Genomic DNA, 24,680 nt, shown 5'->3' with positions numbered 1-24,680 from the left:
TGAAAAGTGAAAAGTGGTGAAACCTGCGGAATAAAAATCAGTTAAGATGGCCAATTAACCATTTATTACAGTGTCCAATAAGTCATCAACTTCGGTTTTTGGGTAAAACACCCTTTGATGTCAATCAGAATGCCATTTGCAGCGCTGAGTTTCAGGAAATCCTGTTCAGTCATCCGTTGATATTGCGTATGTTTTACCGCCACAATGATACAGTCGTAGTCATTAGTGGTTTGTTTGGTCAGGTGGAGGTCATATTCGCTGAACAGTTCGTCAGTGTTGGCATAGGGATCGGTCAGATCCACCTGAATAGAAAAAGATTGCAGTTCTCTGACTAATTCAGCCACCTTAGAGTTCCTGATATCGCTTACATTTTCCTTGAAGGTTACGCCCATGACCAAAACTTTGGTTTTACCGATGTCTTTACCGGCCTTTATCAGCAATTGAACCACTCGCTTAGCGATATGAGAACTCATAAAATCATTGACCCGCCTGCCGCTTAGGATGACTTCGGGTTTATAGCCAAGTTCGGTAGATTTATAAGTGAGATAGTAGGGGTCAACACCAATACAATGGCCACCTACCAACCCGGGGTAAAAGGGTAAAAAGTTCCATTTTGTGCGGGCTGCTTCCAAAACTTCGTAGGTGTTGATGCCCATCCGGCTAAAAATGATAGAGAGTTCGTTCATCAGCGCAATGTTCAAATCGCGTTGTGTGTTTTCTATGACTTTTGCAGCCTCGGCAACTTTGATGGAAGCGGCACGGTGAACACCTGCTGTAATAGCTGTTTCATATACCTTTGCGATGGTTTGCAGGGATTCTTCATCACATCCCGAAACCACTTTCACCACCTTGGTCAGACTATGCTCCTTGTCACCCGGATTGATGCGTTCGGGTGAATATCCGGTTTTGAACTGAGTGATATGCTGCAAACCTGAAAATTGTTCCAAAATAGGAATGCAATCTTCCTCCGTACAGCCGGGATAGACGGTGGACTCATACACTACATAATCTCCTGCTTTCAACGCTTTACCAACCGTTTGAGAGGCTTTAAGCAACGGAAGTAGGTTGGGTACTTTATGTTGATCTACCGGAGTAGGTACGGCAATCACAAAAAAGTGGGCTTGTTTCAGGTCTTCGGCTTGACTGGTAAATTCGATATCTTTCCCTTCAAACTCTTCGGGGGCTATTTCACGGCTGGGGTCAATTTTTTGTTGCATTTGAAAAATGCGGTCGCGGTTAATGTCAAACCCTATGACCGAAAAGTATCTGGCAAATTCGAGGGCGATGGGCAACCCCACATAGCCTAAGCCGATAACGGCAATTTTGCGTTCTTTTCGCAGCAGTTGCCCGTACATATCGTAAAAAACGGGCTGTTCTGTATCCGGCATATTCTTACCTGTTGATAAAAGAACGGCAAAGGTAGTAATAAAAACAGCTACACAGCAGTCAAAATTAAGGCGACCCTCTGACCGAATGTGGTAAAACGTTTTTTCAATCTGACCAATTCATTCATTTACTAATGCTTCAGATAACTTTTTTGCCTAAAAATATTCGATTCAAATTCAATCTCATTATCTGATTTAAGGTAAATTTATCTGCCTTATAGTGATGGTACTGTATAGCTCAACAAGAAATCAGAAATCAAAAAAACCATTAGTAGGCTTTTAATAATCTAACGAATGAAGAGTTTACCTGAGCCAATAAGGTAGTTTTCATCGGTGATTTCATAAAAATACATGCCTTTGGTCAAGGAAAGGGCTATATCTGTTTGAGAATCAGAAATAAAGGCATGATACACCTGTTCGCCGGCTGCATTAAACAAGGTCAAAATTCCATATTGGAAAGACATAAAATTGACATTCAGGGTAATGAACCCGTAAGATGGGTTTGGATAAACTGAAACTCCCGGATTACCTTCATTTAGTAGATGTTCCTGAACAGAGACCGGTAATGATTTTGAAGAGAAATAAGTATTGCCATAACTTCCTAAATTAATTCTGCTTCCGTTTGGTTGAGGTTCGTTGTCGTAAGCAGAGGCGGGGTCTCCGGCATCAATAGCCGGACTGTGAACGTCGTCAATCACCCAATCCTCTGCGGTTGGATCGTATCTTCCGCCCAGAGACTTCAGATGAAAATCTTCATTCAGCGCATCAACAAATAACGGGTCTGCCGAAAAATTTCCCTGTCCCGTAATCCCTTCCTGACTTAAAGTATAAGTAGCGGTTAGTTCGCTTCCGGTGGTTACAAAAAAATCATCACCGTTGCCATACATAATGCAGTTTTTTAACGTGCAAAATGAACTTCCGTCCACAAAAACGGCATTTCCCTCTGATGAGCCGGGAGAGTAATTGTTGGCAATTGTGCAGTTGGTCATATACACATAAGAAGACCCCGGATCGCCATAATCCAACGCCACGCCGGCACCGCCCCAATCAGTATAAGAAGTGTGGTTGCCATAAATCAACTCATTGTCCATATAGGCAGTTCCGCCCTCGTCCACAAAAACGGCGGCACCGTAGCTCGGGCAAAAATTATTCTTAATCACATTATAAGACAGGTGCGCTGTTCCCAAAATCAAGACTCCTCCACCCCAACCATAACTGTTTTGTAAATAATTTCCCGAAATGATATTGTTTCTGATGGTAACATCTCCATCAAGATATATCCCTCCTGCATGATCGTCATAACCGGTATTGTTTTCAATCAGATTACCCTCTATTACCAAAAAATCGGGCACACCGTTCCTGCAAATTCCGGGGCCCCTGCCTCCGTGATTGTTTCGGATGATATTGTTTGACACCAAATGATTTAGCCCGGCTACCAATAATCCTGCACCATAAGTAGTAACTCCGGGCTGCCCGTTGTTTTCGATGATGTTATTCGATATAGTTACATTTTCGACATGTGGCCATGAAACTTCGGTATCGCAAACAACTCCTTTCAGGCTGTTACTGACGGTAAAATTGTCAAATACAAAGCTGAACGGATTTTCGTCAAAACGAGTCAGTTTGACCCCAATGTTTCCTGCTCCGCCGCTTATGACGGTCAATGTCGGGTCGGGAGTACGGACAGTAAAATTACCGCCTGTGCCGTTTGAATAAGAAGATGGAGTGCCGCCCTGATATCCTCCTAAAATAACAAGGGACTTTCCCAAATTGTCTATCTGACCATAGTTGCCGGCAGCTACTTTGATGGTATCGTTTCCGGTTGCATTGGTAATCGCTGTTTGTATGGAAGAGTAAGGATAAGTACTGCTTCCGTTTTGAACAGAGGCATTATCGTTGTCAACGCAAATAACGCCGGCTTGAACTACAAGCGGTAGAGCGATAAGAAAGATTAGCTTTTTCATTACGCTGTGTTTTATGTGAGTGGTAAATTTTGAAAGTATGCTATGTTATGGCAAAAGGCTTTGCGGCCAATTTATGGACCATTGGCGTTGTAATATTTACTCTTAAACTTATGAGTATGTTACCTGAGTTTTTATCTGTAAAATAAAGCCTTCAAAAAGGCTATTTTTTAAACTCTAAAATTACAGATCAATAATAGTATTTGGATTTTTATAGCATGGAATTTTTCAGTTTTGAGAAAATAAATTTTTTGTGTTAAAGCTCAGCGTAATTATAGTTAAAAAATGATCTCCATTAAATTAGTTCGGGTTAGATGAAACAGGGTTCTTTCGGTCGTTTAAACAGTTAGCATTATAATTCCACTTAAAAAATGCGAACTTTGCGCACACGAATAAATTTGGAATGGAATACAACCTGTTCCTTTAATCACAAATCCACAACAGTTTGACTATGATATTTGCCATATCCCCATTAGATGGCCGATATATTGCTTCTGTAAGCGAGTTAAGCCCTTTTTTTTCTGAGTTTGCACTAATGCGCTATCGGGTCAGGGTCGAAATCGAATATTTTATAGCCTTATGCCAACTGCCTTTGCCGGCTTTGCAAGGAGTTTCACATCGTGATTTCGTACACTTAAGAAGCCTGTATGAGCAATTTTCGGAAGCAGACGCACATCGCATTAAAGAAATAGAGCGAAAGGTAAATCATGATGTCAAAGCTGTGGAATATCTGATTAAAGAAAAAATGGAGGATATGGGATTGGGTGCGGTCAAAGAGTTTGTTCATTTCGGACTGACCTCTCAGGATATCAACAATACTGCTACGCCTCTGATGCTCAAAGAAGCTTTGGAACAGATATATTATCCTATGTTGGACAAAGTTTTTCAATATCTGAAACAAAAGTCAACTGAATGGTTAGACATGCCTATGCTGTCCCGAACTCATGGTCAGCCCGCATCACCCACTTTGTTGGGCAAAGAGTTGATGGTGTTTTGTGAAAGGTTGCAAATTCAATGTACCCTTTTGCGCCAAATACCTTTTAATGCCAAATTTGGAGGAGCAGTAGGTAATTTTAATGCTCATCAGGTTGCCTACCCTCAAATAGGTTGGCTCAGATTTGCAGACGATTTTGTGGCCGGGTTGGGCATGTCGCGCAGTCAATACACCACACAAATAGAACATTACGACAACCTGAGCGCGGTATTTGATTCTCTCGCCCGAATCAATACCATTTTAATAGACCTCTGCCGCGATATGTGGTCGTATATCTCGATGGATTACTTCAAACAAGCCATTGTTGAGGGAGAAGTTGGTTCTTCTACCATGCCTCATAAGGTCAATCCTATTGACTTTGAAAACGCTGAGGGAAATTTTGGAATTGCCAATGCGCTGTTCGGGCATTTGTCGGCAAAACTGCCGGTTTCAAGATTGCAACGAGACCTGACCGACTCTACCGTTCTGCGCAATATCGGCGTTCCGGTAGGGCATACTCTTTTAGCTCTCAAAAATCTGTTTAAAGGATTGAATAAGCTGCGGTTGAATCGCACCGCTTTGGAAACCGACCTGAAACAACACTGGGAAGTTGTAACCGAAGGCATACAAACCATCTTGCGCCGCGAGGGATACCCCAATCCTTACGAAGCACTCAAAGCTTTGAGCCGCACACACGAACAGATCACACAACAGTCCATCCACGAATTTATAGATGGGTTAGACATTAACGAACAAATCCGGAACGAATTGAAACAAATCACACCCTTCAATTATACCGGTGTAATATTAAGACCTTTATGACCAAAGAGCTAAAAGAAGGAACAGATTATTATATTGATAAACAGGGGCGATGGGTGTTTACCTCCAAATATTTGCTCGAACGGGGATATTGTTGTAAAAATGGATGCCTTCATTGCCCTTATGGATTTAAAAAATCAAAAACCTTCAAACTCATCCGGCCCAAACAATAGTTTTGTTTTAAACATTTTCCCCATGATCAGACCATATTTTAAAGACTCCGGGTTGGAACAGGCTTTCTTCGAAAACGGATATATGGTTATTCCGTTTTTAGAAACAGAAGAGCTGATACAGTTGAAGGAGTTGTATAATCGGTATATGCCCAATGAAACAGAAGGTCTTTATGCGAGCAGTCTGTTTAATTCTGCAGAGGTTAACCGCAAAGTCAATCAAACCATCTGCAATATTATGCAATCAGCAACCCGCAGATATTGTGAGGCGGGTAAGTTGTTAGGCGGCTCTTTTTTGGTAAAATCTCCGGTCAATACCTCAAATCTGCCTTTGCATCAGGATTGGAATATCGTGGACGAGCAGGTTTTTGCCTCTGCCATGCTTTGGTGTCCGTTACAAGATACAGATGAAAGCAATGGAACCATGTATGTATTGCCGAATAGTCATCGCTTTTTTGTCAATTTCCGTTCCGGGGCCATGCCCAGCAAACGAATATTGGCTACTGAGGATTTGTTGCCTTATTTAAAGACAATCAATGTCAAAGCCGGTGAAGCATTGGTCTATCACCCCGCTTTGTTTCATGGTTCACACCCCAACCGCTCCGACAAACTGCGAATCGTTGCAGCCGGTTCAACGGTTCATGCAGATGCTACACTATTGTATTATCACTTAAATTCTGAAAACAAAGCGATAGAAGTCTATCGGGCTGCCGAAGATTTTTACCTCAACGAAATTCACTTACTGGAGTTGGGTAAAATTCCCGAAAACACGGAACTTCTCCAAACTTTTCAGGCTGAAAACCCTTCACCGGATGCTGAAGATCTCCTCATTAAACTAAATCCGAACTATAAAAAAATGGTAAAGCAGGAAATACCTATTTCCAGGCAATACCCTGGTTCGGGCAAGCGATTTTGGTCAAAGCTGCAAAACTTTTTCAAACTAAACTAACCCAACTGAAAGGGAATTAAAACCGGTTGTAAAACTGAACACATGAAAACTTACGGTTTCCTTAAATGGGGCTTTTTGGGTGCAATAGCTACAGGGTTATTGGCGATGCTCCGTTTCTTTTGGCGGAAATCAAAATCACCTGCCTCTAAGTCAGCTCAGCATACCTCCGAAGATGTGCGTGTTTTTTACAACCAATACACCGATAAGTTTCTCGAGGTCTATGGTCAGGTTATTCAAGCCTTCAGAACCAAGGATGTTCAAAAACTATTGGATTATGAGCTTAAAAGTATGGGACTTGAAGCGGGACAGACCCTCTTGGATGCAGGATGTGGAGTCTGTGCTCCTGCAATCTATTTTGCAAGCCAATTGCCTGTGCGAATCGAAGCAGTTACCATTTCCGAAGTACAGGCCTCAGAGGCTGCCAATGCAATTTCCCATGCAGGACTGGAAGATAAGATTACAGTTAAAACTGGCGATTACCACGAATTGGATAAACTTTATCCACCCGAAACTTTCGATATCGTTTATTTTTTGGAGTCTTTCGGACATGCTCACCACCCTGAAAAAGTCTTACAATCAGCATGGAAAGTGTTAAAGCCGGGAGGGACTTTGTATATCAAGGATTTGTTCAGAAAGATAGCTCCTTACCCTGCATTACAGGAACAAATAGATGCTGAAATAGGCAAAATCAACGCCGCATACCGGTACAATGTATCTGATTTGAATAATATTTTAGACATAGTCCGCAAAATTGGCTATGTAATTATGTCGCTCAATACTATTGACATCCCGTTAGAGGATTTCGAAAACCTGACTATTTCCAACGATTTTCAGGAATTGACGGGTGTCGGAAAAATCACCAATTGGGAGGAGTATGTATTTCCCATTGACTTTTTTGAACTCAAATGTTACAAACCTTTGCATGATCTGAGTCAAGGTGCCGGACGTTATTTCCTTCAAAATCTCTATTACATGCAGATAGAGCATCGCAAACCGCAGGACTTATGACCTCAAACCGCATCACCCCCAATGAACGCTTGCTGATTGCCGCCGGATTGGGAAAAACATATTACAAGGATGGTCGCTCGGGTGAAGGATTTAATGCGTTGAAAGATGTCAGCTTCACCCTACAATCAGGAGATGTGTTGGGCATCATTGGCCGGAACGGTGCCGGAAAAAGCACTTTGCTGCAAATCCTGAGCCGGATTGTATCACCGGACAGGGGAGAGGTGAGGTATCAGGGTAAGATAGCCGCTGTATTGGATGTCGGTACCGGATTTCATCCCGAACTTTCCGGCCGGGAGAATATATTTCTGAGTGGCGTTCTTATGGGCATGACCAAAGAATATATCCGAAGCAGCTTTGACGAAATTCTGGCATTTAGCGGGATAGCTTCATTTATTGATACTCCTGTCAAACACTATTCCAGCGGGATGTATGTCCGCCTTGCATTTTCTATCGCTGCTTTTTTAGAAGCAGATATTCTTTTGTTTGACGAGGTGCTTGCTGTTGGCGATATGGAGTTCAGGCTCAAAGTATATGAACGGTTAAAAACTCTGGCAAAATCAGGGGTCATTGTAGTAATGGCAGGGCATGACCTTGGTCAGATTTCGCAACTTTGTACCCGTTGTTTATGGCTGCATGAAGGTACAGTATTGTCAGACGATTTACCTTCTTTGGTAATTGAACAATACATGGAAAGTTTTCTATGGGAGGCTATGGGTTATGGTGCGCTTCCGCCAAAAGAATTTGCCGGCAAACCTGCCCCGTCTGTCCGGCAATGGCAACCCAACGAAGCACCGGGAAATGAAATTTTCCGCCTCTATTCCGCAACTTTGCAAGCAACAACAAACAATCCTGCATTGCTGAACCGAATAGAAATGGACATGGACTTTGAACTGAAGCTGACCTACGAAAAATTGCAATCCGGCTATTCTACAAGCTTTTATATATCGGTCTTTCATGTTTCCGGAAATCCGGTATTATCATCAGTTAATCAATTAGAAACCATTGATACGGAAGCCGGAATCTATGAGGTGAGTTGCCATTTTCCTTCCGGATTGTTCAATCACGGGTTGTATTATATAGATGTTTGGGTAGGAGATGAAGCCCGAAGGTTTACCTTAGAATTTAAACAGGTGATATTTTTCAGAATCTCTTGTCTGCCCGAATTAGAAAATACCCCTTGGAGGGATGTTCATGCACATATCCGCCCCAATTTGGTGTGGCACTGGAAAAAGAAACAGGAGAACCGATAACGCTAAATTACCCTCTGAACTTTATAAACTTCCAAACATTGTCGGCAATCACGAGCAGCAACGGCAGGTGGTAACACCAAACGGGGGTAGTTTCCTTGGCAAAAAAGATAAAGAGCAGGAAAAATGCGACAACAGGGTAATTGATATAACCTGTTTGGAGGTAAAATAAGGTGCAATTGACGGTCAGCATTAAAAACAAAATAATTCTCGTTGTCGAAAATCCCAGAACAACGGGCAGGGTTTGTACCTTGTGGGCTTTGTCTGCCGCTACGTCTTTAAAATCCCAAATAATTTCACCCATCAACACAAAAACCAGAAAGTAATAGTTTTCAAATAAGAGTTGGGGTACGGATTGCGGATACCCCTGATAGTATCGAAGAATGACAACAAGGGGTAGCGTCCATATAAAAATCGCCGAGTAAAGGTTTTTGATGAAGAAAAGGTTTTTAACCCGGATATTATGCTTCGTGAGCGGAAGGGTGTAGAGAAAGGTAAGCGGGATGAAAAAGAGGTAGGGTAGAACGGGATATTGGAAACAGAGAAGTAAACCGATGGGGAAAAGGGTTAAAGCAAGGGCTATTTTAATCCCCCATCGTGCCTGACGGTTGGAGAGCGCATCTTGAGCATCGGTTATAATGTCTTTGTTATAGTCATAAGCCCTGTCGAACAGATAGAGTGCCAGATTCCAGATAGCAAAAGCCAACAAAACAGGCAGATGAATGGGTTCTGCATTGTTGTTCAGATAATAGTAGATAATGTTGTGGTATAGGAAAAAGCATATTACGGCAACGTGTATCCGGGTTTTGAATATACTTTGCGAGATTTGCAGGAGGTTGGTCATTTTGGGAATTTACGATTTGCGATTTTAGACGTAAGACAATAGACGTAAGACAATAGACGTAAGACAATAGACGTAAGACAATAGACGTAAGACAATAGACATAAGACGAAAGACAATAGACGAAAGACAATAGACGAAAGGCAATAGGCGATAGGCAATAGGCGATAGGCAATAGTTGGTAAACAGCTTTTGATATACAATAGTCAAAAATTTCCTTCCTTGGAGAGGTTAGGGGTGGATTTTTAACAGACGATAGGCAATAACTATTCTATCAGTCCCACTTCTTACATCTAACATCTTTTGTCTTAAGTCTTACGTCTTCCCCCTAAAATCGGAAAGATAGGGTAAAAATTGGTTTCATATCTGTTTGTGATGGTAGGTTCTGTTTTACAAAAGATTTTTGAGGTTTCATACAATCAGCGATCGGCACAATGGTTGGTCAGGTTGGTGGGGATGGTGTATTTGATTGCGCTACTACCGTTTACCTTTCAGATAAAGGGGTTGATGGGTTCGGAGGGGTTATTGCCTGCTGCGAACTTATTGAAAACTGCATTTTCGCAGGAAGGTTGGTTGGCGTGGTTGCATTTCCCCAGTCTGTTTTGGCTGTTTCCGACCGATACCATGTTGTTGGTTTTGGTGTTGTTGGGAGGTGTCGGGGCTTTAGGGATGGTTTTAAATGTACTTCCGCATATCAGTTCCTTGATGGCATGGGTGTGTTTTGTTTCTATTCTCACCATCGGCGGCGATTTCACCATTATTATTATTGATGTTTTTTTGGCCGAAGTTGGTTTTTTAGTTGTATTGACTGCTTTTTGTTTTCGCTATCTCGGTTATCTGCCTTATCTGATAGCGTTTTTACTGAAACTCTTGTTGTTCCGTTTGTGGTTTTCGATGGGCATGGTGAAGTTTTACCACCCTGGCGAGAGTTGGGTAAATTTCACTTTTTTCCACTACTTTTTCCCCAATCAACCCATGCCCACCCCATTGGCATGGTATTTTCATAAATTGCCGCAGGCATGGTTTACCTTTACCATCGTTGTAACCTTTTTGGTCGAGATGATTGTGCCGTTTTTTGTTTTTGGAGTCCGTATTTTTCGATTTATCGCCTTGTTGAGTTTTACCGCAATTACCCTGCTAATTATGCTATCGGGCAATTATGGTTATTTTAATGTATTATCCATTGCCTTGAGTGTTGTGTTGCTGCACGATAAAGACTTTGGCACTCGGTTAAGCAATCAGGAACCTGTTCCTTATCGGTTCGATGGGGGAGGAGTGCGATGGGTGGTCGGTCGTTTGGTGTTGGTTGTTGGCCTTTTTGTTGGGACTATGCAAATGGTCTATCTCATTTTTCTGTTTACACCCCAAATGCACAATCCTCAAAACCATCTCAGCTATCCTTTTTATTTCGAGGGGTCGAAGAATTTACCAAGGCCGGTGAACTGGGTAAATAACATTTACCGCCTTGGGGCAAATTTCAGGTTATCAAGCCCTTACGGGGTTTTTAAAGACATGACCCGTTTCAGGGTAGAGTTGCGTTTTGAGGGCAGTCGAGATGGGGTTATTTGGTTGCCCTATACCTTTAGATATGTGCCTTCCGGTGTTTCTCAAAAGCTCCGGTTTTTTGCGCCTTACTATCCCCGTATTGACCATCTGATGTATTACGAAACAATAGGCGTGGGGGCGTACAATGCCAACCCGTTGCCGCCACATTACGCCCCGCAGAATTTGTTAAATCCCTATTATACAAAGGATAATGCGTGGATATGCCGCTTTGTAGAGGCACTGCATCATCAGAAAAAAGAAGTAGTTTCCCTTCTTGAAAAAAATCCTTTTGCCGACCGGTCGCCTGCTTTTATCAGGGTAGAAGTCTATGCCCTACGGTTTACCACAACTGCCGAAAAGGAAGTTTCCGGCAAGTGGTGGATGGATAAACATCTGTTTACTGCCTACAATAAAGCAGAGGGTTCCGACTGTATGCCGATGGTAGAATTACAGGATTTGTATTCGAGATATGCACGGGGGGATTTTGAATTTTAATCAGTTCAGAAGGATATTGGTTACAACAAAAGCAAGACGAGAGATGAAGTTACGTGGTTTGTTAATTGGATTATTTGTGTTTATGTCGGGATGCAACTGCCCGGAATGTCCTGAAAAGAGCAAAGTTCAGTCTGTTGAGCAATCGGAGTTGCAAGCAAATAAGGAAGTGGTCAGAAAACTTCACGAAGAAGTTTGGAGTAAAGGCAATGTTGCGCTGATACCAGAACTCCATCAACCCGGCTTTATTTACCACCTCCTGACTGATAGCAGTTCGCGCAGTTATTCCGAAACAACAGAGGAGGTAAACCGGCATCGTTTAGCCTTCCCCGATTGGCAAGAAAATATCACACAATTGATAGCCGAAAAGGATATGGTCGTTTCCCGTTTCAAAACCAAAGGAACACACCGCAGCAAGTTTTGGGATATCGACTCCACCGGAATCGTGTTAGAAATGCAAGAAGTAGTTATTTTCAGACTTCACGAAGGGAAAATTGCCGAGCAATGGTCTTTCCCCGATCTTTACGGAATGAGAAAACAACTTTTGGGAAGTTATTAGTTATTAGTTATGAGTGGTTCTGCTTTGTTAGCATGTCTTTTGTCTAAAGCCTAAATCTTATGTCTAAAAACCTCTTTCTGATACTCTCCGCTTTATTGGTGTTTTACGCTTGTTCAACAAAAGTGCCGGACAACTCCGAGCCTTTATCGGTTGAACAAACCGTCCTTCACGATACCTCGGAAAACGTCTTGTATAATTTATGGACTCGTCACGGGGTATATGCTGCCTTTTACGCTCCCGATGGCAAGACTATTGCCGTAGGCGGGGCAACGGGTTTGGTAGAAATTTGGGACGCCGCTTCGTTTACCCCTGTTTGTACCCTTTCGGGGCATACCCGCTCTGCAAACACCACTTTGTATAGTCCCGACAGTCGTTTTATGATTTCGGGTAGCGGGGACAGCACGGTTCGGATATGGAATGTGCAGGATTGTCGTTTGGAAAAAACACTGCGGTTTCACGGCAATGAGGCCTATACCACCTTATACAGTCAATCAGGGAGGATGTTTGCCTCTACCGGTGCAGATAGTGTGGTCATTGTTTACGATTCAAAAACCTTTCAGCCCCTAAAATACTTGCGAGGACATGCCGGAGCCGTATATTTTGCGTGGTTTTCAAACAGCGAACGATATATTGTTACAAGCGGACGAGATGCTAAAGTCATCCTTTGGGATATTGCTACCGCAAAGCCGGTCAGGGAGTACGTTGGTCATCAGGGGGCGATATATTGCGTGGTAATGAGCAACAACGACAGTCTGATTGTGAGTGGTAGTGGGGATAATACGGTGAAACTTTGGGATACATTTTCCGGTAAAAACCTGATGACCTACTACGGCGCGGATGATAAAAACTTAGTTGCCATGTTTAGTCCCGATGAACACTATGTGATTGCTTCGAGCGGGGACGGAATGATTAGAAAGTGGGATAAATTGACCGGTAAGTTGGTCTTGACCTACGAAGGTCATAAAGGGATTGTTTGTACCATCCACAACAGCCCCGATGGAAAACGTTTACTTTCAGGCAGCATGGACGGAACTGTCAGGGAATGGGATACCGAAACCGGAACATTGCTTAGAAGCAGAAACCTTTACCCTTCAAATCCATAATTGCCGGATTTTTTAAAAATTCCTATAATCCGTTGTCAGAAAAAAACGTTAATCAACCCACTTTGCCTGCTGTTTGTTATACCGTTAATTATTTTATGACCAAACCAACATGTATTTATCATGGAACAAAAAGAAACGATAAAATGCCTGATTATAGGCTCCGGTCCTGCCGGTTATACCGCTGCAATTTACGCTGCTCGTGCCAACCTTAATCCTGTACTTTATACCGGCGTAGAAGTTGGCGGGCAATTGATGCAAACCACCGATGTAGAAAATTATCCGGGCTATCCCAAAGGCATTTTAGGCCCCGAAATGATGGAAGACTTTAAAAATCAAGCCGAGCGCATGGGTGCTGAAATCAGGTTTGGCTTTGTTACTTCGGTTGATTTTTCGGGTTCGTTGCACAAAGTGGTGATAGATGAAACCACCGAAGTTTGGGCAGAAGCGGTGATTATTGCCACCGGAGCCTCTGCAAAATGGCTGGGTCTTGCATGTGAACAAAGGCTGAATGGAAGCGGCGTTTCGGCTTGCGCCGTTTGCGATGGATTCTTTTACAGAGGTATGGATGTGGCAGTTGTTGGAGCCGGAGATACTGCCTGTGAAGAAGCACTCTACCTTTCTAATCTATGCCCAACCGTTCATTTATTGGTGAGAAGAGATGAAATGAGGGCTTCAAAAATTATGCAACAGCGAGTTGAAGCAAAATCCAACATCATCATTCATTGGAACACCGAAACAGTTGAAGTACTTGGTGATAACACCGTAACCGGCGTTCGGGTAATCAATAATAAAACCCGTGTAAAGTCTGAAATTGCCATTCAGGGATTTTTTGTGGCCATCGGGCATAAACCCAATACCGACATTTTTAAAGAATGGTTGGACATGGACAACGAAGGCTATCTGATTACCAAACCCGGCAGTTCTCATACAAATATAGAGGGTGTGTTTGCCAGTGGCGATGCGCAGGATAAAATATACCGTCAGGCGGTTACGGCAGCAGGAAGCGGTTGTATGGCTGCATTGGATGCCGAGCGTTACTTGTCTCACAAAGAATTTGCCGAAGCCCAAAGCAGCAAAGCAAGCCCATCATTAAACACTATCTCCTAATTTTGCCCATCCGACTTTTTCCTACATGAAATCTAAGTACCAAATCGGTATCATTGGTGCGGGGTTTGGCGGAATGACCGCTGCTTTGCGACTTAAAGAAGCAGGAGAAAACGATTTTGTTATTTTTGAACGCGCAACAGATTTGGGAGGAACATGGCGGGACAACAGCTATCCGGGTTGTGCCTGCGATGTTCCTTCGCATTTATACTCTTTTAAAAATGTGCCCAATCCCAATTGGAGCGAAGCGTTTTCGGCACAGCCCGAAATATGGAATTATATGAAGCAAGTGGCCGATAAGCATCAGCTTCAACAGCACATCATCTATCAGGCAGAGATTGTTTCGGCAGTTTTTAACGAAGAAAACGCACGTTGGCAACTCACAGACAGGTCGGGAAGAGCTTTTGATGTGAAAATGGTCATTGCTGCAATCGGGCCACTTAATCGTCCATATTTTCCCGAGTTTCCGGGCATGGATACCTTTCAGGGAAAGGTTTTCCATTCCTCGCAATGGGACAGCACTTGCGATTTGAACGGGAAAAAGGTGGCGGTCATCGGAACAGGAGCAAGCGCCATTCAAATTGTGCCCAATATTGCCACCTTGGTGAAAGAACTGAATTTGTTCCAAAGAACACCTGCCTGGATAATGCCCCGCCGAAACCGGCGGTATTCACGCATCGGGAAAACATTGTTTACCTATCTGCCTTTCCTACAAAGGCTGAACCGGGAGCGCATCTACTGGGTTTCGGAATTTTTGGGAAACAACTTTTTGGGAAACAAACTGATGAACAAACTGGGGACTTTACAAGCCCTGTCAAAGCTCAAAAAAGAGGTTAAGAACCCCGAACTTCGCAAAAAACTGACCCCAAACTATACCTTTGGATGCAAGCGCGTTTTATTGTCAGACGATTATTACCCTGCCTTTAACCGAAGCAACGTACATCTGATTACAGAATCCATTGACCACATCGAACCCGATGGCATTGTTTGCGGCAACGGTAAAAAATACGAGGCTGAAATCATCATCCTAAGTACAGGTTTTCATGCCGCCGGAACCGAAGGTTTTGAGATGCAAGTTACCGGACGAAACCAACGCAACCTGCTTCAGGAATGGCATCAATCGGGCATTCAGGGGTTTAAAGGGGTGACCGTTTCGGGATTTCCTAACTTTACATTTATCTTAGGCCCCAACACGGGTTTGGGACATACTTCGGTGCTTCATATCATGGACTCGCAAATGAATTATATCCTCGATTACCTTCGCCTGTTGAAACAACAAGGGGAAAAGGGATTTTTGGACGTTCATCGGCAAACACAGGAAGCCTATAATGTATGGTTGCAAAGCCAGTTTGCGGGAACGGTTTGGGCTTCGGGTTGCCAAAGTTGGTATTTAGATGCACACGGAAGAAATACCACTATCTATCCCGGATTAACCCAAACTTATCGAAAAACCACTCAGCGTATTGACCAAAAGGATTACGAAACGGCTGAGAAGGCGTAAGTCATCTGTAGCTACATCTTATGTTTTGCGTATTATGCCATGCGCCTTATGATATTTGAACCACCACAAGAAAAAATACCGGTTTTATTAGCTCCCGGAACGGAGACCTCGATGATGATTTACAGCCATCTTCCGCAGGAAAATTCGCCGGTGTTTGTCTGCCTGCCGGCATTGGGGATATCGTCTAAACATTACGCTCATTTAGCCCGGCTTTTAGCCGCCGAATTCAACGCCGTTGCCATCACCACCGATTGGCGGGGCTTGGGTACTTCTTCTGTCAGAGCGAAGCGGGGGGTGGATTTCGGATATAAAGAACTACTCGAAGACATAGAACATCAATTGAGAATCGTCAAAACCAAATATCCACAAAGCCCGGTTTACTTGATTGGCCATAGCCTCGGCGGGCAATTGGCTTGTTTGTATGGGGCTTGGGGCAAGACAGTCATCAGCGGCATCATTTTGGTTGCCGCTTGTTCTATCTATTATAAAGGATGGCCGGGGTTGGAAGGATATAAAATTTTAGCCTTCACCCAAACTGCCCGCCTGTTGAGCAAGGTATTGGGCTATTTTCCGGGTAAAAAAGTCGGGTTCGGGGGTACCGAAAGCCGAACAGTCATCGAAGACTGGAGCCATACCGCCCGAACCGGCAGGTACGAACTTAAAAACACAGACTTTAACTTTGAACAAAGCCTGACAAAAGTAAAACTTCCCGTTTTGGCAGTCCAAATTTTCGGCGACCGGCTTGCGCCCTCCTTGGCAATCGAAAACCTTTGCGCCAAACTGAAATCGGCCGCCGTTGCCAAAGTCGTCTTGGGCAATCCGACCGATGCCCGCAAACTCAACCATTTCAATTGGGTAAAACATCCCGAAAACTTGCTGAAGATTATAAAAAACTGGATGTCTGAAAAACATTAACCTCCGGCGTTAATTCATAGGAGTTATCAGAAAATAAAACTGCTTTTGATGTTTTTACCTTTTTTATTGGAATTGAAAAATCCGGCAAACAGGTACAAGGTCTAAACAATGGATTAGTTTTGACCAAAAACACCCTTGACATAAGTTTTTTGTGACTCCGCAAAGCTCCAAAGCCCCCCTACATTACTTGAAATCGCCTCCGCAAAGACTTATTGCACCTGCTCAATAGCTTAATACCCCCCTGCAAAAGCTTATTGCATCTCTGCAATCAATTAAATCACCTCTGCATAGACTCAATGCACCCCTGCAATAACTCAAAACCACCCTGCAATAACCCAATACGACTATGCTTTGACTTAGAGTTCCTCTGCAATAGCTTGATGTGCCTTTGCATTAAATCAAATCACCCCTGCAATGCTTTATTGCAGACCCTTTTTTGATACAAAAATTTTTGTTTTTTTGCAATATTAAGTGAAGTAGTTGGTGTTGCTTTGAGGGCTTAACCAATACAGCTATGTCAGTTTAAACAGCAAAAAAATGACAATATATATATGTTATATTAATAGGGGGGGGGTATATTTGCAAATCATAAGATTAAAACCCAATAAATATGAAGCAAAGCCTTGTCATAACAGCAACCCTTATCGCTATTTTTCTGTTTGCGAGTGGGCAGTGTAAAAAAGAAGACGGCGAAAAACTGGCTTATTTCGATTGCGATTACTACAGCTATTTCCCAAACGAGGGGATTCCTACACTTACCCCCGAAGATAGCACCGAAATAGCCGAGTTTTTAGTAAAGAGTGGAATTTATACTAAAAGATATTTGGAATGGGAAAACTATGGCGGCACGATGTATTATTTCATGCCTTACTTTAAAAATAAAATTGACACAATGTTATTTAACCGTTATTTAATTAGTGGAGAACCCATTGACAAACAAAAGCCCATTTTTAAATCGCTAAATTGGTTTGACTTGTGCAATCTTATAATGTCAGAAGCTGTATTTACCGGAACTGTGGTTGACCGACAATATATAAGAGACTCAACTAAATGTTTGTGGTTTGGAATAAAAAATGTTTATCGGGTAGAGGAAGTATTACATTCCTATTTTCCGTTAAAAAAGGGCAGTTATTTGTTGGAGAGTAGAACAGGCGGTTATTCGGGAGCATGCACTCCGTCCGGCCAAGAAGAAATTTTTACTTATGAAACTCACCAAGAAAGCTATAGTGTAGGAAACAAAGCCCTTTTTGTAGCGAGCAGTCAAGGATATGCCCGTTTTTTTATGGGTCGTCGGTATTTAACAGGAAATTTTAATGACGAATATTGTCCGAACATGTTTACAATGCTGACTAATTCTAACAGTTGGAATCATGAAAAAACAAAAGACATGAAACAATTTTGTAAACAGAATTTTTAATACTCAATGCCATGAAAAAGTTAAAATTGTTTTATTGGTTGTTCTTTTTCATTTATAACAGTTTGTCTTCAACTATAGTTTACGGACAGTGGAGCGATTATTGTTTTAATTTTAGGTGGGTCGGCAACAATGGGGAATTTCATACACAAGGGTTTCAAATACCATTTTGGGTTCATAGCAATCTCGACGATTATTTTTTGAATCCCGAACCGGAATGCCCCAATCCTTCAATAGGACCTGGTTGTGAAATTAACAGCGATTTATTCCCATTTTCAGTTGCTGCTGCTGCAATGAATTGGAATAATGTTGGTGCTTATCCTTGGCTTCAAGTACAAGGAACCACATCAGCATCGGTACTTAATCAGTCCGATTATGAAAATATCATAGGCTTCTATCCTGACTCATTTATACCAGGAGATGAATCAGTATTGGCTATTTGTAGGATATATCAATCTGGAGAAGCATATCTTTGTAGCTCAAATACTCCTTACCATCCTACAATACTATTTTCAGGGTTTGACATAGTCATTAATAACAACGTTAAATGGGATGTCTTGGAAGGCACTAATGAAACAGATATTGATTATAGCTGTTATGATTTTGAATCTGTGATGCTGCATGAATTCGGTCATGCTTTGGGATTATGTCATCCCGCAGGTGCAAATATTAATAATGATGTTATGCATGGCAGCATGAAAAATGCTCAAATTAGAAGAATATTAAGCAGTTTAGATGCCGAAGCATTAAAAGCGCTTTACCCTGCAACTCCTCCTTATCCGCCTTGCGAAATTTTTAGGCCAGACCAAGGTCCTGATAAAACTGAAAAGCAGTCAGGGAATAATAACGGAGGCAGTATTTGCCATTACATACCGCCCGGTTCATTCTCTACAGAAGCCACTGCCGAAATGGCTTTGTTTTGGGAACGTGAGTTAGGCAATAATTTTAACATGCTTATGAGGAGGTTTGTGCAAAATACAGATGCTCTAAACGACATTTTTACTTCTACGGACGGTAGATATGAGGATGTTCAAAAAGCTTTAGACGATGTATTAAATATCCTTAAACCCTTGCTTGAGGATAATTTTGCCGAAAATGATTCGACTACAATTACCTCAGCGCATATCAATGCCGTATGTTGTTGGATAGACGAAATGATGCCAATGTTTGATTTAGTTGAATTTTATCGTGAGTCCTCTTTCTTATTGGAATTGAAAAACCTGCAAAAAGGGTTGAACACGCTGCTTGACAAAGATGTTCGTACCGCCGTGTTTGATTATGATCGAATCAGTAGTTTTTCGGGCATGAGTGAATGTTCATGCTCATCATCTAAGCGGGGTTTTGAGGAAAACAGTTTGTCGGTAATGATGTATGAAGGTCGTCCTTGGTTGCGCATGTACCTTGAAAAAGAAGCAATGTTACAATATCATTTGTTCGATATAAACGGTGCGCCTGTGTTGGTACTTCAAGAAGGGCATTTACAGGTAGGAATTCATCTGACAGAAATTTCATCGAGGGCATTAAAACCCGGATTGTATGTGGCATTACCCTTTATAAACAATGTATTTCAACCCGCTATGACTGTTAAAATTACAGTGTTACAATAATCATTGATATTGATGTTGCCAAACCCGTTAATTTGCGGTTTTGAAGTTTCGTGGTATGCACTTTGTCAGTATGGAGGTGTTGCGGTGATGCTGTTGTTTGGTAGTTGGTATTATAAGCATGGAATAAAAGAAAGGTTTCTCTTATGGCGTACAACCTTGTTATTTTGGTATAAAGGCTTAATAGAGTTTTACAAAAAAATGACCATGCATATTTGTTATATTAGTAGGGGGGGGTATATTTGCAAATCATAAATTAAATTACAAAAATCATGAAACAAAGTATTGTCATATCGGCAACCTTTTTCGCTATTTTGTTGCTTGCGGGCGGGCAGTGCAAAAAAGAAGAAGTTCAAAAACCCGACTATTTCAATTGTGAATACTATAGTTATTTACCAAATGAGGGGTTTCCTGTACTTACTCCAGAAGACAGTACTGCAACGGCTGAGTTTTTGGTTAAAAGCGGTATTTATACCAAAAGATTTTTGGAATTAGATTATTCTGGTACTTTTATTTTTCACTACTTACCCTACATTAAAAACGGGATTGATACAGCCTTATTTAACCGTTTTTTAATTACAGGAGAGGCCATAGACAAATTTAAGCCAATTTATAAATCTTTAAATTGGTTTGAAATAAGTATCTTAATTATGTCTGATGCACTATTTATAGGAACCGTAACAGAAAAGATATATGTAAGGGACTCGACTAAATGTTTATTGTATGGAATAAAAAATGTTTATCGGGTAGAAGAGGTATTGTATTCCCGCTTCCCGTTAAAAAAAGGTAATTATCTGTTAGAAAGTAGATTTGGGGGGTATTCAGGCGGATGTACTCCCTCCGGAGAAGAAGAAATATTTACATCTGTTACACATGAAGAAGACTATAATGTAGGGAGTAAACAATTATTTAGAGCAAACAGGCAAGATTATGCCCGAATATTTATAGGTCAAGGCTTTTTACGAGGAAAATATAATGATGAGTATTGTCCGAATATATTTTCTATGGTAACTAATTCTAACAGTTGGAATACTGAAAAAATAAAAGACATGAAGCAGTTTTACAAAGAGAATTTAAAACAATCGCCATGAAAAAATTAAAATTATTTAACCTGTTTTTGTTTCTTGCATGTTTTTGTAACCCGTTCTCTACTCAAATAGTAGGGCAGTGGGGCGACTACTGTTTTAATTTTAGATGGGTAACCAACAACGGAGAATTTCATACACAAGGATTTCAAATTCCCTATTGGGTTCATAGCAATCTAAGCACTTATTATTTGAATCCCGAACCGGAATGCCCCAATCCTTCAATAGGATCCGGTTGTGAAATTAACAGCAATTTGTTTCCCATTTCAGTTGCTGCTGCTGCGATGAATTGGAATAATGTTGGTGCGTATCCTTGGCTACAAGTTCAAGGGATTACTTCAGCCACTCCTATAGCTGATCAAGACGATGATACCAATATTATTGGATTTGATTACACACAGTTTGTTGATAATTTTGAGATTTTAGCAAAGTGTATCATATATCAAAGTGAGGATGCTTATCTATGCAGTACTAATGCGCCCTACCACCCTACAATTTTATTTAAAGGGTTTGACATAGCCATTAATAACAATGTTAAATGGGATGTGTTAGAGGGTTCTAATGAAACTGATATAGATTATGCTTGTTATGATTTTGAATCTGTGATGTTGCATGAATTTGGACATGCTTTGGGTTTATGCCATCCTGCCGGTGCTAATATCAACAATGATGTTATGCACGGCAATATAATGAATGCTCAAATAAGAAGAACTTTAAGCAATTTAGATGCAGAAGCATTAAAAGCACTTTACCCTGCAACACCTCCTTACCCACCCTGTGAAATTTTTAGGCCTGATAATGGATTTGATAAAGGCACAAAACAATCAGGAAATAATGGCGGCGGCGGCAGTATCTGTCATTACATACCGCCCGGTTCATTTTCTACAGAGGCTACCCGCGAGATGGCATTTTTTTGGGAACAAAATCTCGGCAATAATTTTAACCTTCTTATGCGTCGGTTTGTGCAAAATACCGATGCTCTAAACGATATTTTTACTTCTACTGACAGTAGATATGACGGTGTTCAAAATGCTTTAGACGATTTATTAATTATCCTTACACCCTTGCTTGAAGATAGTTTTGCCGAAAATGATTCGGTAAAAATTACTACGGCTCACATCAATGCCGTTTGTTGTTGGATAGAAGAAATGTTGCCGATGTTTGATATTTTAGATTTTCATCGCGAATCGGCTTTTTTATTAGAATTGAAAAACCTGCAAAAAGGGTTGAGCGCGCTGCTTGACAAAGATGTTCGTACCGCCTTGTTTGATTATGATAGTATCAGTAGTTTTTCGGGCATGGGTGAATGTGTATGCTCGTCATCTAAGCGGGGTTTTGAGGAAAACAGTTTGTCGGTAATGATGTATGAAGGTCGTCCTTGGTTGCGAATATACCTTGAAAAAGAAGCAAAGTTGCAATATCATTTGTTCGATTTAACCGGCGCACCTGTGTTGGTACTACATGAAGGGCATTTACCGACAGGAGTTCATCTGACAGAAATTTCATCAGGGACATTAAAACCCGGATTGTATTTGGCAGTACCCTTTTTAAACAATGTATTTCAACCCGCTATGACTGTTAAATTTACAGTGTTACAATAATCATTGATATTGATGTTACCAAATCCGTTAATTTGCGGTTTTGAAGTATCGTGGTATGCACTTTGTCAGTATGGAGGTGTTGCGGTAATGCTGTTGTTTGGTTGTTGGTATTATAAGCATGGAATAAAAGAAAGGTTTCTGCTATGGTGTACAACATTGTTATTTTGGTATATAGGCTTTTTAGCCTTGTTTGGTGCGCGTTTAGTGGGAATGTTAGAGTATTTTCTTGTTAAAGGCAGATTTGGTTCGATTGATGTTTTGTGGCAATACCCGCACTATGGGCATTTTAGTTGGTGTGGGGCTTTGCTGTTTATTGTATTGTTTCTGCCGCCGATTGGAAAAAAGCTGTTGGGAGTTTCTGCTTTTTGGCAATATTTCGATTTTGTTGCTATTTGCCTTTGCATGTTAACAGTTATAACTAAGCAGGGGTGTTTGTTATCGGGCGATGGCTGTTATGGCGTACCTACTGCATTGCCTTGGGGCATGCACTTTGCTTATGGACCGGTGCCTTCTTTACTTCCGGTTCATCCCACTCCTTTATATGACAGTATGTTTTATTTCTTGTTGTTATTGTTACTTTTGCACATCAACAAAAACAAACATTTTCAGGGTCAAACCATGCTGTGGTATTTTATGGCAAGTGCTATTTTTTATATCTTATTAGAAGTGATACGCATTAACCCCAAAATTTGGGGTGATATTACATTGCCACAAATCATTTACCTGATTGTGTTGGGTTATTGTGGGTATTTATATAATTTGCTAAAAAGCAAACCATCTTCACTATCCGTTTAGCGTAAGTTATTGATGCTTTCATGCTAAATTTGCAACAATTTCTACATTGATGTTCACTTGGTTTAAAACAAGTTAACGATCAATCCGTTTTATTGGACGTATCATTTCAACTCAATTCATACACTCATAAAAAATTATTCACCACAATGAATGCTGTAAATGCAAAAGACCACAATCAGCCCCCTTTAGTATCGGGCTTGCCTATTGTCGGCAGTACTTTTAGCTTGATCAACGCTCCGATTGATTTTATCGTTGAGCAGTATCACAAACACGGACCGGTTTTTAAAGTGAATACGGTCAATCAGCAAATTATTTTTTTAGCCGGATTGGAGGCCAATCAGTTTTTGTCGCGAGCCGCCAACGATTATTTAATTACCGGCGAAATATGGGGAAGTTTCGGCAAATCGGTAGGAGCCGATAAGTTTTTGGTCGCTCTTGACGGGGAAGAACATTTTAAAATGCGCAAGGTGATGATGCGCGGCTATTCGACAAGGATGATTGCCAACCGAATTCCCAAAGTAGCCGACATTACCCGGAAAATGGTGCTCAAAAAATTGAAAAACAAAGGCGAAATTAAAGTAGCATCGTTTATCCAACGCCTGATTACCGAGCAAATGGGCATTTTACTGGCCAATCGCGCCCCCGGAAAGTATTATGAACCCCTTTCTTTTTATGTGCGCACATTGCTCAATGTAAACATTGTCAAAATGTGGCCACGAATTGCCTTGTATCGCCCTAAGTTTTTGATAGCCCAGGAAAAAGCCAATAAGTTTGGCGAAAAAATTATTTACGAACACCTCACCGCTCCCAATCCCGAAACCCCCGATTTGGTGGATGATATTCTCAAAGCGGTTTATGAAGAAGGCTTGGAACTCAATCGCCCCGAATTATTGTTGGCGGTCATTGGCCCGTTTCTTGCCGGTATGGACACGGTTACCAATACCCTTGCATCCATGATTTACGCTTTGGCAAAGCATAGAGATGTGTTGAAACGCTTGCAAACAGAAGTAGATGCTGCTTTTGAAAACGGACTGCCCGATGTGAAAGAGGTGAACAATTTCCCCATTATGCACGCCACGCTTATGGAAACCCTCCGCCGCTATCCGGTAGCCTCTATGATACCCCGAACGGTGGCAGTGCCTTTTGAATTTGGAGGATATCGGATGGAAAAAGGACAAACGGTGTATATGGCTCAAGGCGTTACCCACTTTTTACCCGAACTGTTTCCCAATCCCTATGAGTTTGACATTGACCGTCACCTGCCTCCCAGAAACGAATACCGTCAAAAAGGCGCGCTTAGCCCTTATGGTATTGGCGCTCATAAATGTCTTGGTTTTCAGTTGGGCGAATTGCAAATGATGCTCACCATGGCCATTTTGGTTCACTTGGTTGATTTTAAATTAGTCCCCGATGATTATGAACTGAAGTTTCAAACCATTCCCACGATTGGGCCCGAACCGCGGTTTACAGTTCGCCTCATTCCTCGTAATATCCATAAACGGATGAGCTTCTGAAAAACGGGGTGAATCTTTTGCTTTTTTTAATTTTGCCGGCAAATCAGCCAATTAGTAGTGTTGTTTTGCCGGCAAAAATTCCGGTTTGTTATATT

The 24,680-nt window shown here is 41.6% G+C and carries 20 protein-coding genes; 17 read left to right on the top strand and 3 right to left on the bottom strand.

Translation table 11 applies throughout. The annotated features are described in order from the left end of the window. Positions 1 to 65: 65 nt before the first annotated feature. Both IPM47_21495 and IPM47_21490 read right to left on the bottom strand, forming a co-directional pair. Positions 66 to 1,355: a nucleotide sugar dehydrogenase gene (locus IPM47_21495; protein QQS31550.1), complete on the bottom strand. Its 1,290-nt coding sequence runs from the start codon at positions 1,353 to 1,355 to the stop codon at positions 66 to 68. A 317-nt stretch (positions 1,356 to 1,672) separates the two neighbouring features. After that, positions 1,673 to 3,349 (bottom strand): right-handed parallel beta-helix repeat-containing protein, encoded by a 1,677-nt coding sequence (locus IPM47_21490; GenBank protein QQS29367.1) that lies wholly within the window; start codon positions 3,347 to 3,349, stop codon positions 1,673 to 1,675. A 448-nt stretch (positions 3,350 to 3,797) separates the two neighbouring features. On the opposite strand from IPM47_21490, the gene purB reads away from it, so the two are divergent. The 5 genes from purB to IPM47_21465 are packed head-to-tail and all read left to right on the top strand — an operon-like array spanning position 3,798 to position 8,515. Beyond that, on the top strand, positions 3,798 to 5,141 hold the full coding sequence (purB, locus tag IPM47_21485; protein QQS29366.1) for an adenylosuccinate lyase: 1,344 nt from the start codon (positions 3,798 to 3,800) through the stop codon (positions 5,139 to 5,141). Beyond that, entirely contained in the window at positions 5,138 to 5,311 is a 174-nt protein-coding gene (locus IPM47_21480) for a hypothetical protein (GenBank protein ID QQS29365.1), read from the top strand. The genes purB and IPM47_21480 overlap by 4 nt, the downstream gene beginning before the upstream one ends. A gap of 22 nt (positions 5,312 to 5,333) precedes the next feature. Next, positions 5,334 to 6,257 carry a phytanoyl-CoA dioxygenase family protein gene (locus IPM47_21475; protein QQS29364.1) on the top strand — a complete coding sequence of 308 codons (924 nt, stop codon included), beginning with the start codon at positions 5,334 to 5,336 and terminating at the stop codon, positions 6,255 to 6,257. 42 nt (positions 6,258 to 6,299) lie between these two features. Further along, entirely contained in the window at positions 6,300 to 7,265 is a 966-nt protein-coding gene (locus IPM47_21470) for a class I SAM-dependent methyltransferase (protein ID QQS29363.1), read from the top strand. Continuing rightward, positions 7,262 to 8,515, top strand: coding sequence for an ABC transporter ATP-binding protein (locus IPM47_21465; GenBank protein ID QQS29362.1), 1,254 nt, complete (start codon positions 7,262 to 7,264; stop codon positions 8,513 to 8,515). The genes IPM47_21470 and IPM47_21465 overlap by 4 nt, the downstream gene beginning before the upstream one ends. Before the next feature lie 7 nt (positions 8,516 to 8,522). Here the strand turns inward: IPM47_21465 and IPM47_21460 are convergent, their stop codons facing one another. Beyond that, on the bottom strand, positions 8,523 to 9,356 hold the full coding sequence (locus tag IPM47_21460; GenBank protein QQS29361.1) for a UbiA family prenyltransferase: 834 nt from the start codon (positions 9,354 to 9,356) through the stop codon (positions 8,523 to 8,525). A 351-nt stretch (positions 9,357 to 9,707) separates the two neighbouring features. Between IPM47_21460 and IPM47_21455 the strand changes: the two genes are divergently transcribed. The 12 genes from IPM47_21455 to IPM47_21400 all read left to right on the top strand — a co-directional run bounded on the left by IPM47_21455 (position 9,708) and on the right by IPM47_21400 (position 24,585). After that, complete coding sequence (locus IPM47_21455) at positions 9,708 to 11,393, top strand: lipase maturation factor family protein (GenBank protein ID QQS29360.1); 1,686 nt, start codon at positions 9,708 to 9,710, stop codon at positions 11,391 to 11,393. A gap of 43 nt (positions 11,394 to 11,436) precedes the next feature. Next, positions 11,437 to 11,949 carry an ester cyclase gene (locus IPM47_21450; protein ID QQS29359.1) on the top strand — a complete coding sequence of 171 codons (513 nt, stop codon included), beginning with the start codon at positions 11,437 to 11,439 and terminating at the stop codon, positions 11,947 to 11,949. A 59-nt stretch (positions 11,950 to 12,008) separates the two neighbouring features. Further along, positions 12,009 to 13,052, top strand: a complete 1,044-nt coding sequence (locus IPM47_21445) for a WD40 repeat domain-containing protein (protein QQS29358.1) — start codon at positions 12,009 to 12,011, stop codon at positions 13,050 to 13,052. Positions 13,053 to 13,172: 120 nt separating this feature from the next. Beyond that, the gene (trxB, locus tag IPM47_21440; protein QQS29357.1) at positions 13,173 to 14,159 is read left to right on the top strand and encodes a thioredoxin-disulfide reductase; all 987 of its coding nucleotides are present in this window, start codon (positions 13,173 to 13,175) and stop codon (positions 14,157 to 14,159) included. Positions 14,160 to 14,184: 25 nt separating this feature from the next. Then, the gene (locus tag IPM47_21435; protein QQS29356.1) at positions 14,185 to 15,657 is read left to right on the top strand and encodes an NAD(P)/FAD-dependent oxidoreductase; all 1,473 of its coding nucleotides are present in this window, start codon (positions 14,185 to 14,187) and stop codon (positions 15,655 to 15,657) included. Positions 15,658 to 15,705: 48 nt separating this feature from the next. Further along, entirely contained in the window at positions 15,706 to 16,572 is an 867-nt protein-coding gene (locus tag IPM47_21430) for an alpha/beta fold hydrolase (GenBank protein QQS29355.1), read from the top strand. A gap of 610 nt (positions 16,573 to 17,182) precedes the next feature. Then, complete coding sequence (locus tag IPM47_21425; GenBank protein ID QQS29354.1) at positions 17,183 to 17,989, top strand: hypothetical protein; 807 nt, start codon at positions 17,183 to 17,185, stop codon at positions 17,987 to 17,989. An 11-nt stretch (positions 17,990 to 18,000) separates the two neighbouring features. Next, a complete protein-coding gene (locus tag IPM47_21420; protein QQS29353.1) occupies positions 18,001 to 19,593 on the top strand; it encodes a matrixin family metalloprotease in 1,593 nt (530 codons plus the stop codon). Positions 19,594 to 19,862: 269 nt separating this feature from the next. Then, positions 19,863 to 20,681 carry a hypothetical protein gene (locus IPM47_21415; GenBank protein ID QQS29352.1) on the top strand — a complete coding sequence of 273 codons (819 nt, stop codon included), beginning with the start codon at positions 19,863 to 19,865 and terminating at the stop codon, positions 20,679 to 20,681. After that, entirely contained in the window at positions 20,678 to 22,276 is a 1,599-nt protein-coding gene (locus tag IPM47_21410; protein QQS29351.1) for a matrixin family metalloprotease, read from the top strand. The genes IPM47_21415 and IPM47_21410 overlap by 4 nt, the downstream gene beginning before the upstream one ends. Before the next feature lie 12 nt (positions 22,277 to 22,288). Next, positions 22,289 to 23,071, top strand: coding sequence for a prolipoprotein diacylglyceryl transferase (locus IPM47_21405; GenBank protein ID QQS29350.1), 783 nt, complete (start codon positions 22,289 to 22,291; stop codon positions 23,069 to 23,071). A gap of 146 nt (positions 23,072 to 23,217) precedes the next feature. Further along, entirely contained in the window at positions 23,218 to 24,585 is a 1,368-nt protein-coding gene (locus IPM47_21400; protein ID QQS29349.1) for a cytochrome P450, read from the top strand. The last annotated feature ends 95 nt before the right edge of the window (positions 24,586 to 24,680 follow it).

The sequence above is a fragment of the Sphingobacteriales bacterium genome (assembly GCA_016700115.1).
Taxonomy (GTDB): Bacteria; Bacteroidota; Bacteroidia; order Chitinophagales; family UBA2359; genus UBA2359.
This window is presented reverse-complemented; position numbering and strand designations above follow the sequence as displayed.

Coding starts and splice junctions, on each gene's coding strand:
- IPM47_21480 (QQS29365.1), top strand. CDS start 5,138: ATGACCAAAGAGCTAAAAGAAGGAACAGATTATTATATTGATAAACAG.
- IPM47_21495 (QQS31550.1), bottom strand. CDS start 1,355: ATGTACGGGCAACTGCTGCGAAAAGAACGCAAAATTGCCGTTATCGGC.
- purB (QQS29366.1), top strand. CDS start 3,798: ATGATATTTGCCATATCCCCATTAGATGGCCGATATATTGCTTCTGTA.
- IPM47_21475 (QQS29364.1), top strand. CDS start 5,334: ATGATCAGACCATATTTTAAAGACTCCGGGTTGGAACAGGCTTTCTTC.
- IPM47_21470 (QQS29363.1), top strand. CDS start 6,300: ATGAAAACTTACGGTTTCCTTAAATGGGGCTTTTTGGGTGCAATAGCT.
- IPM47_21415 (QQS29352.1), top strand. CDS start 19,863: ATGAAACAAAGTATTGTCATATCGGCAACCTTTTTCGCTATTTTGTTG.
- IPM47_21410 (QQS29351.1), top strand. CDS start 20,678: ATGAAAAAATTAAAATTATTTAACCTGTTTTTGTTTCTTGCATGTTTT.
- trxB (QQS29357.1), top strand. CDS start 13,173: ATGGAACAAAAAGAAACGATAAAATGCCTGATTATAGGCTCCGGTCCT.
- IPM47_21430 (QQS29355.1), top strand. CDS start 15,706: ATGATATTTGAACCACCACAAGAAAAAATACCGGTTTTATTAGCTCCC.
- IPM47_21450 (QQS29359.1), top strand. CDS start 11,437: ATGAAGTTACGTGGTTTGTTAATTGGATTATTTGTGTTTATGTCGGGA.
- IPM47_21445 (QQS29358.1), top strand. CDS start 12,009: ATGTCTAAAAACCTCTTTCTGATACTCTCCGCTTTATTGGTGTTTTAC.
- IPM47_21405 (QQS29350.1), top strand. CDS start 22,289: ATGTTACCAAATCCGTTAATTTGCGGTTTTGAAGTATCGTGGTATGCA.
- IPM47_21460 (QQS29361.1), bottom strand. CDS start 9,356: ATGACCAACCTCCTGCAAATCTCGCAAAGTATATTCAAAACCCGGATA.
- IPM47_21425 (QQS29354.1), top strand. CDS start 17,183: ATGAAGCAAAGCCTTGTCATAACAGCAACCCTTATCGCTATTTTTCTG.
- IPM47_21490 (QQS29367.1), bottom strand. CDS start 3,349: ATGAAAAAGCTAATCTTTCTTATCGCTCTACCGCTTGTAGTTCAAGCC.
- IPM47_21420 (QQS29353.1), top strand. CDS start 18,001: ATGAAAAAGTTAAAATTGTTTTATTGGTTGTTCTTTTTCATTTATAAC.
- IPM47_21400 (QQS29349.1), top strand. CDS start 23,218: ATGAATGCTGTAAATGCAAAAGACCACAATCAGCCCCCTTTAGTATCG.
- IPM47_21465 (QQS29362.1), top strand. CDS start 7,262: ATGACCTCAAACCGCATCACCCCCAATGAACGCTTGCTGATTGCCGCC.
- IPM47_21435 (QQS29356.1), top strand. CDS start 14,185: ATGAAATCTAAGTACCAAATCGGTATCATTGGTGCGGGGTTTGGCGGA.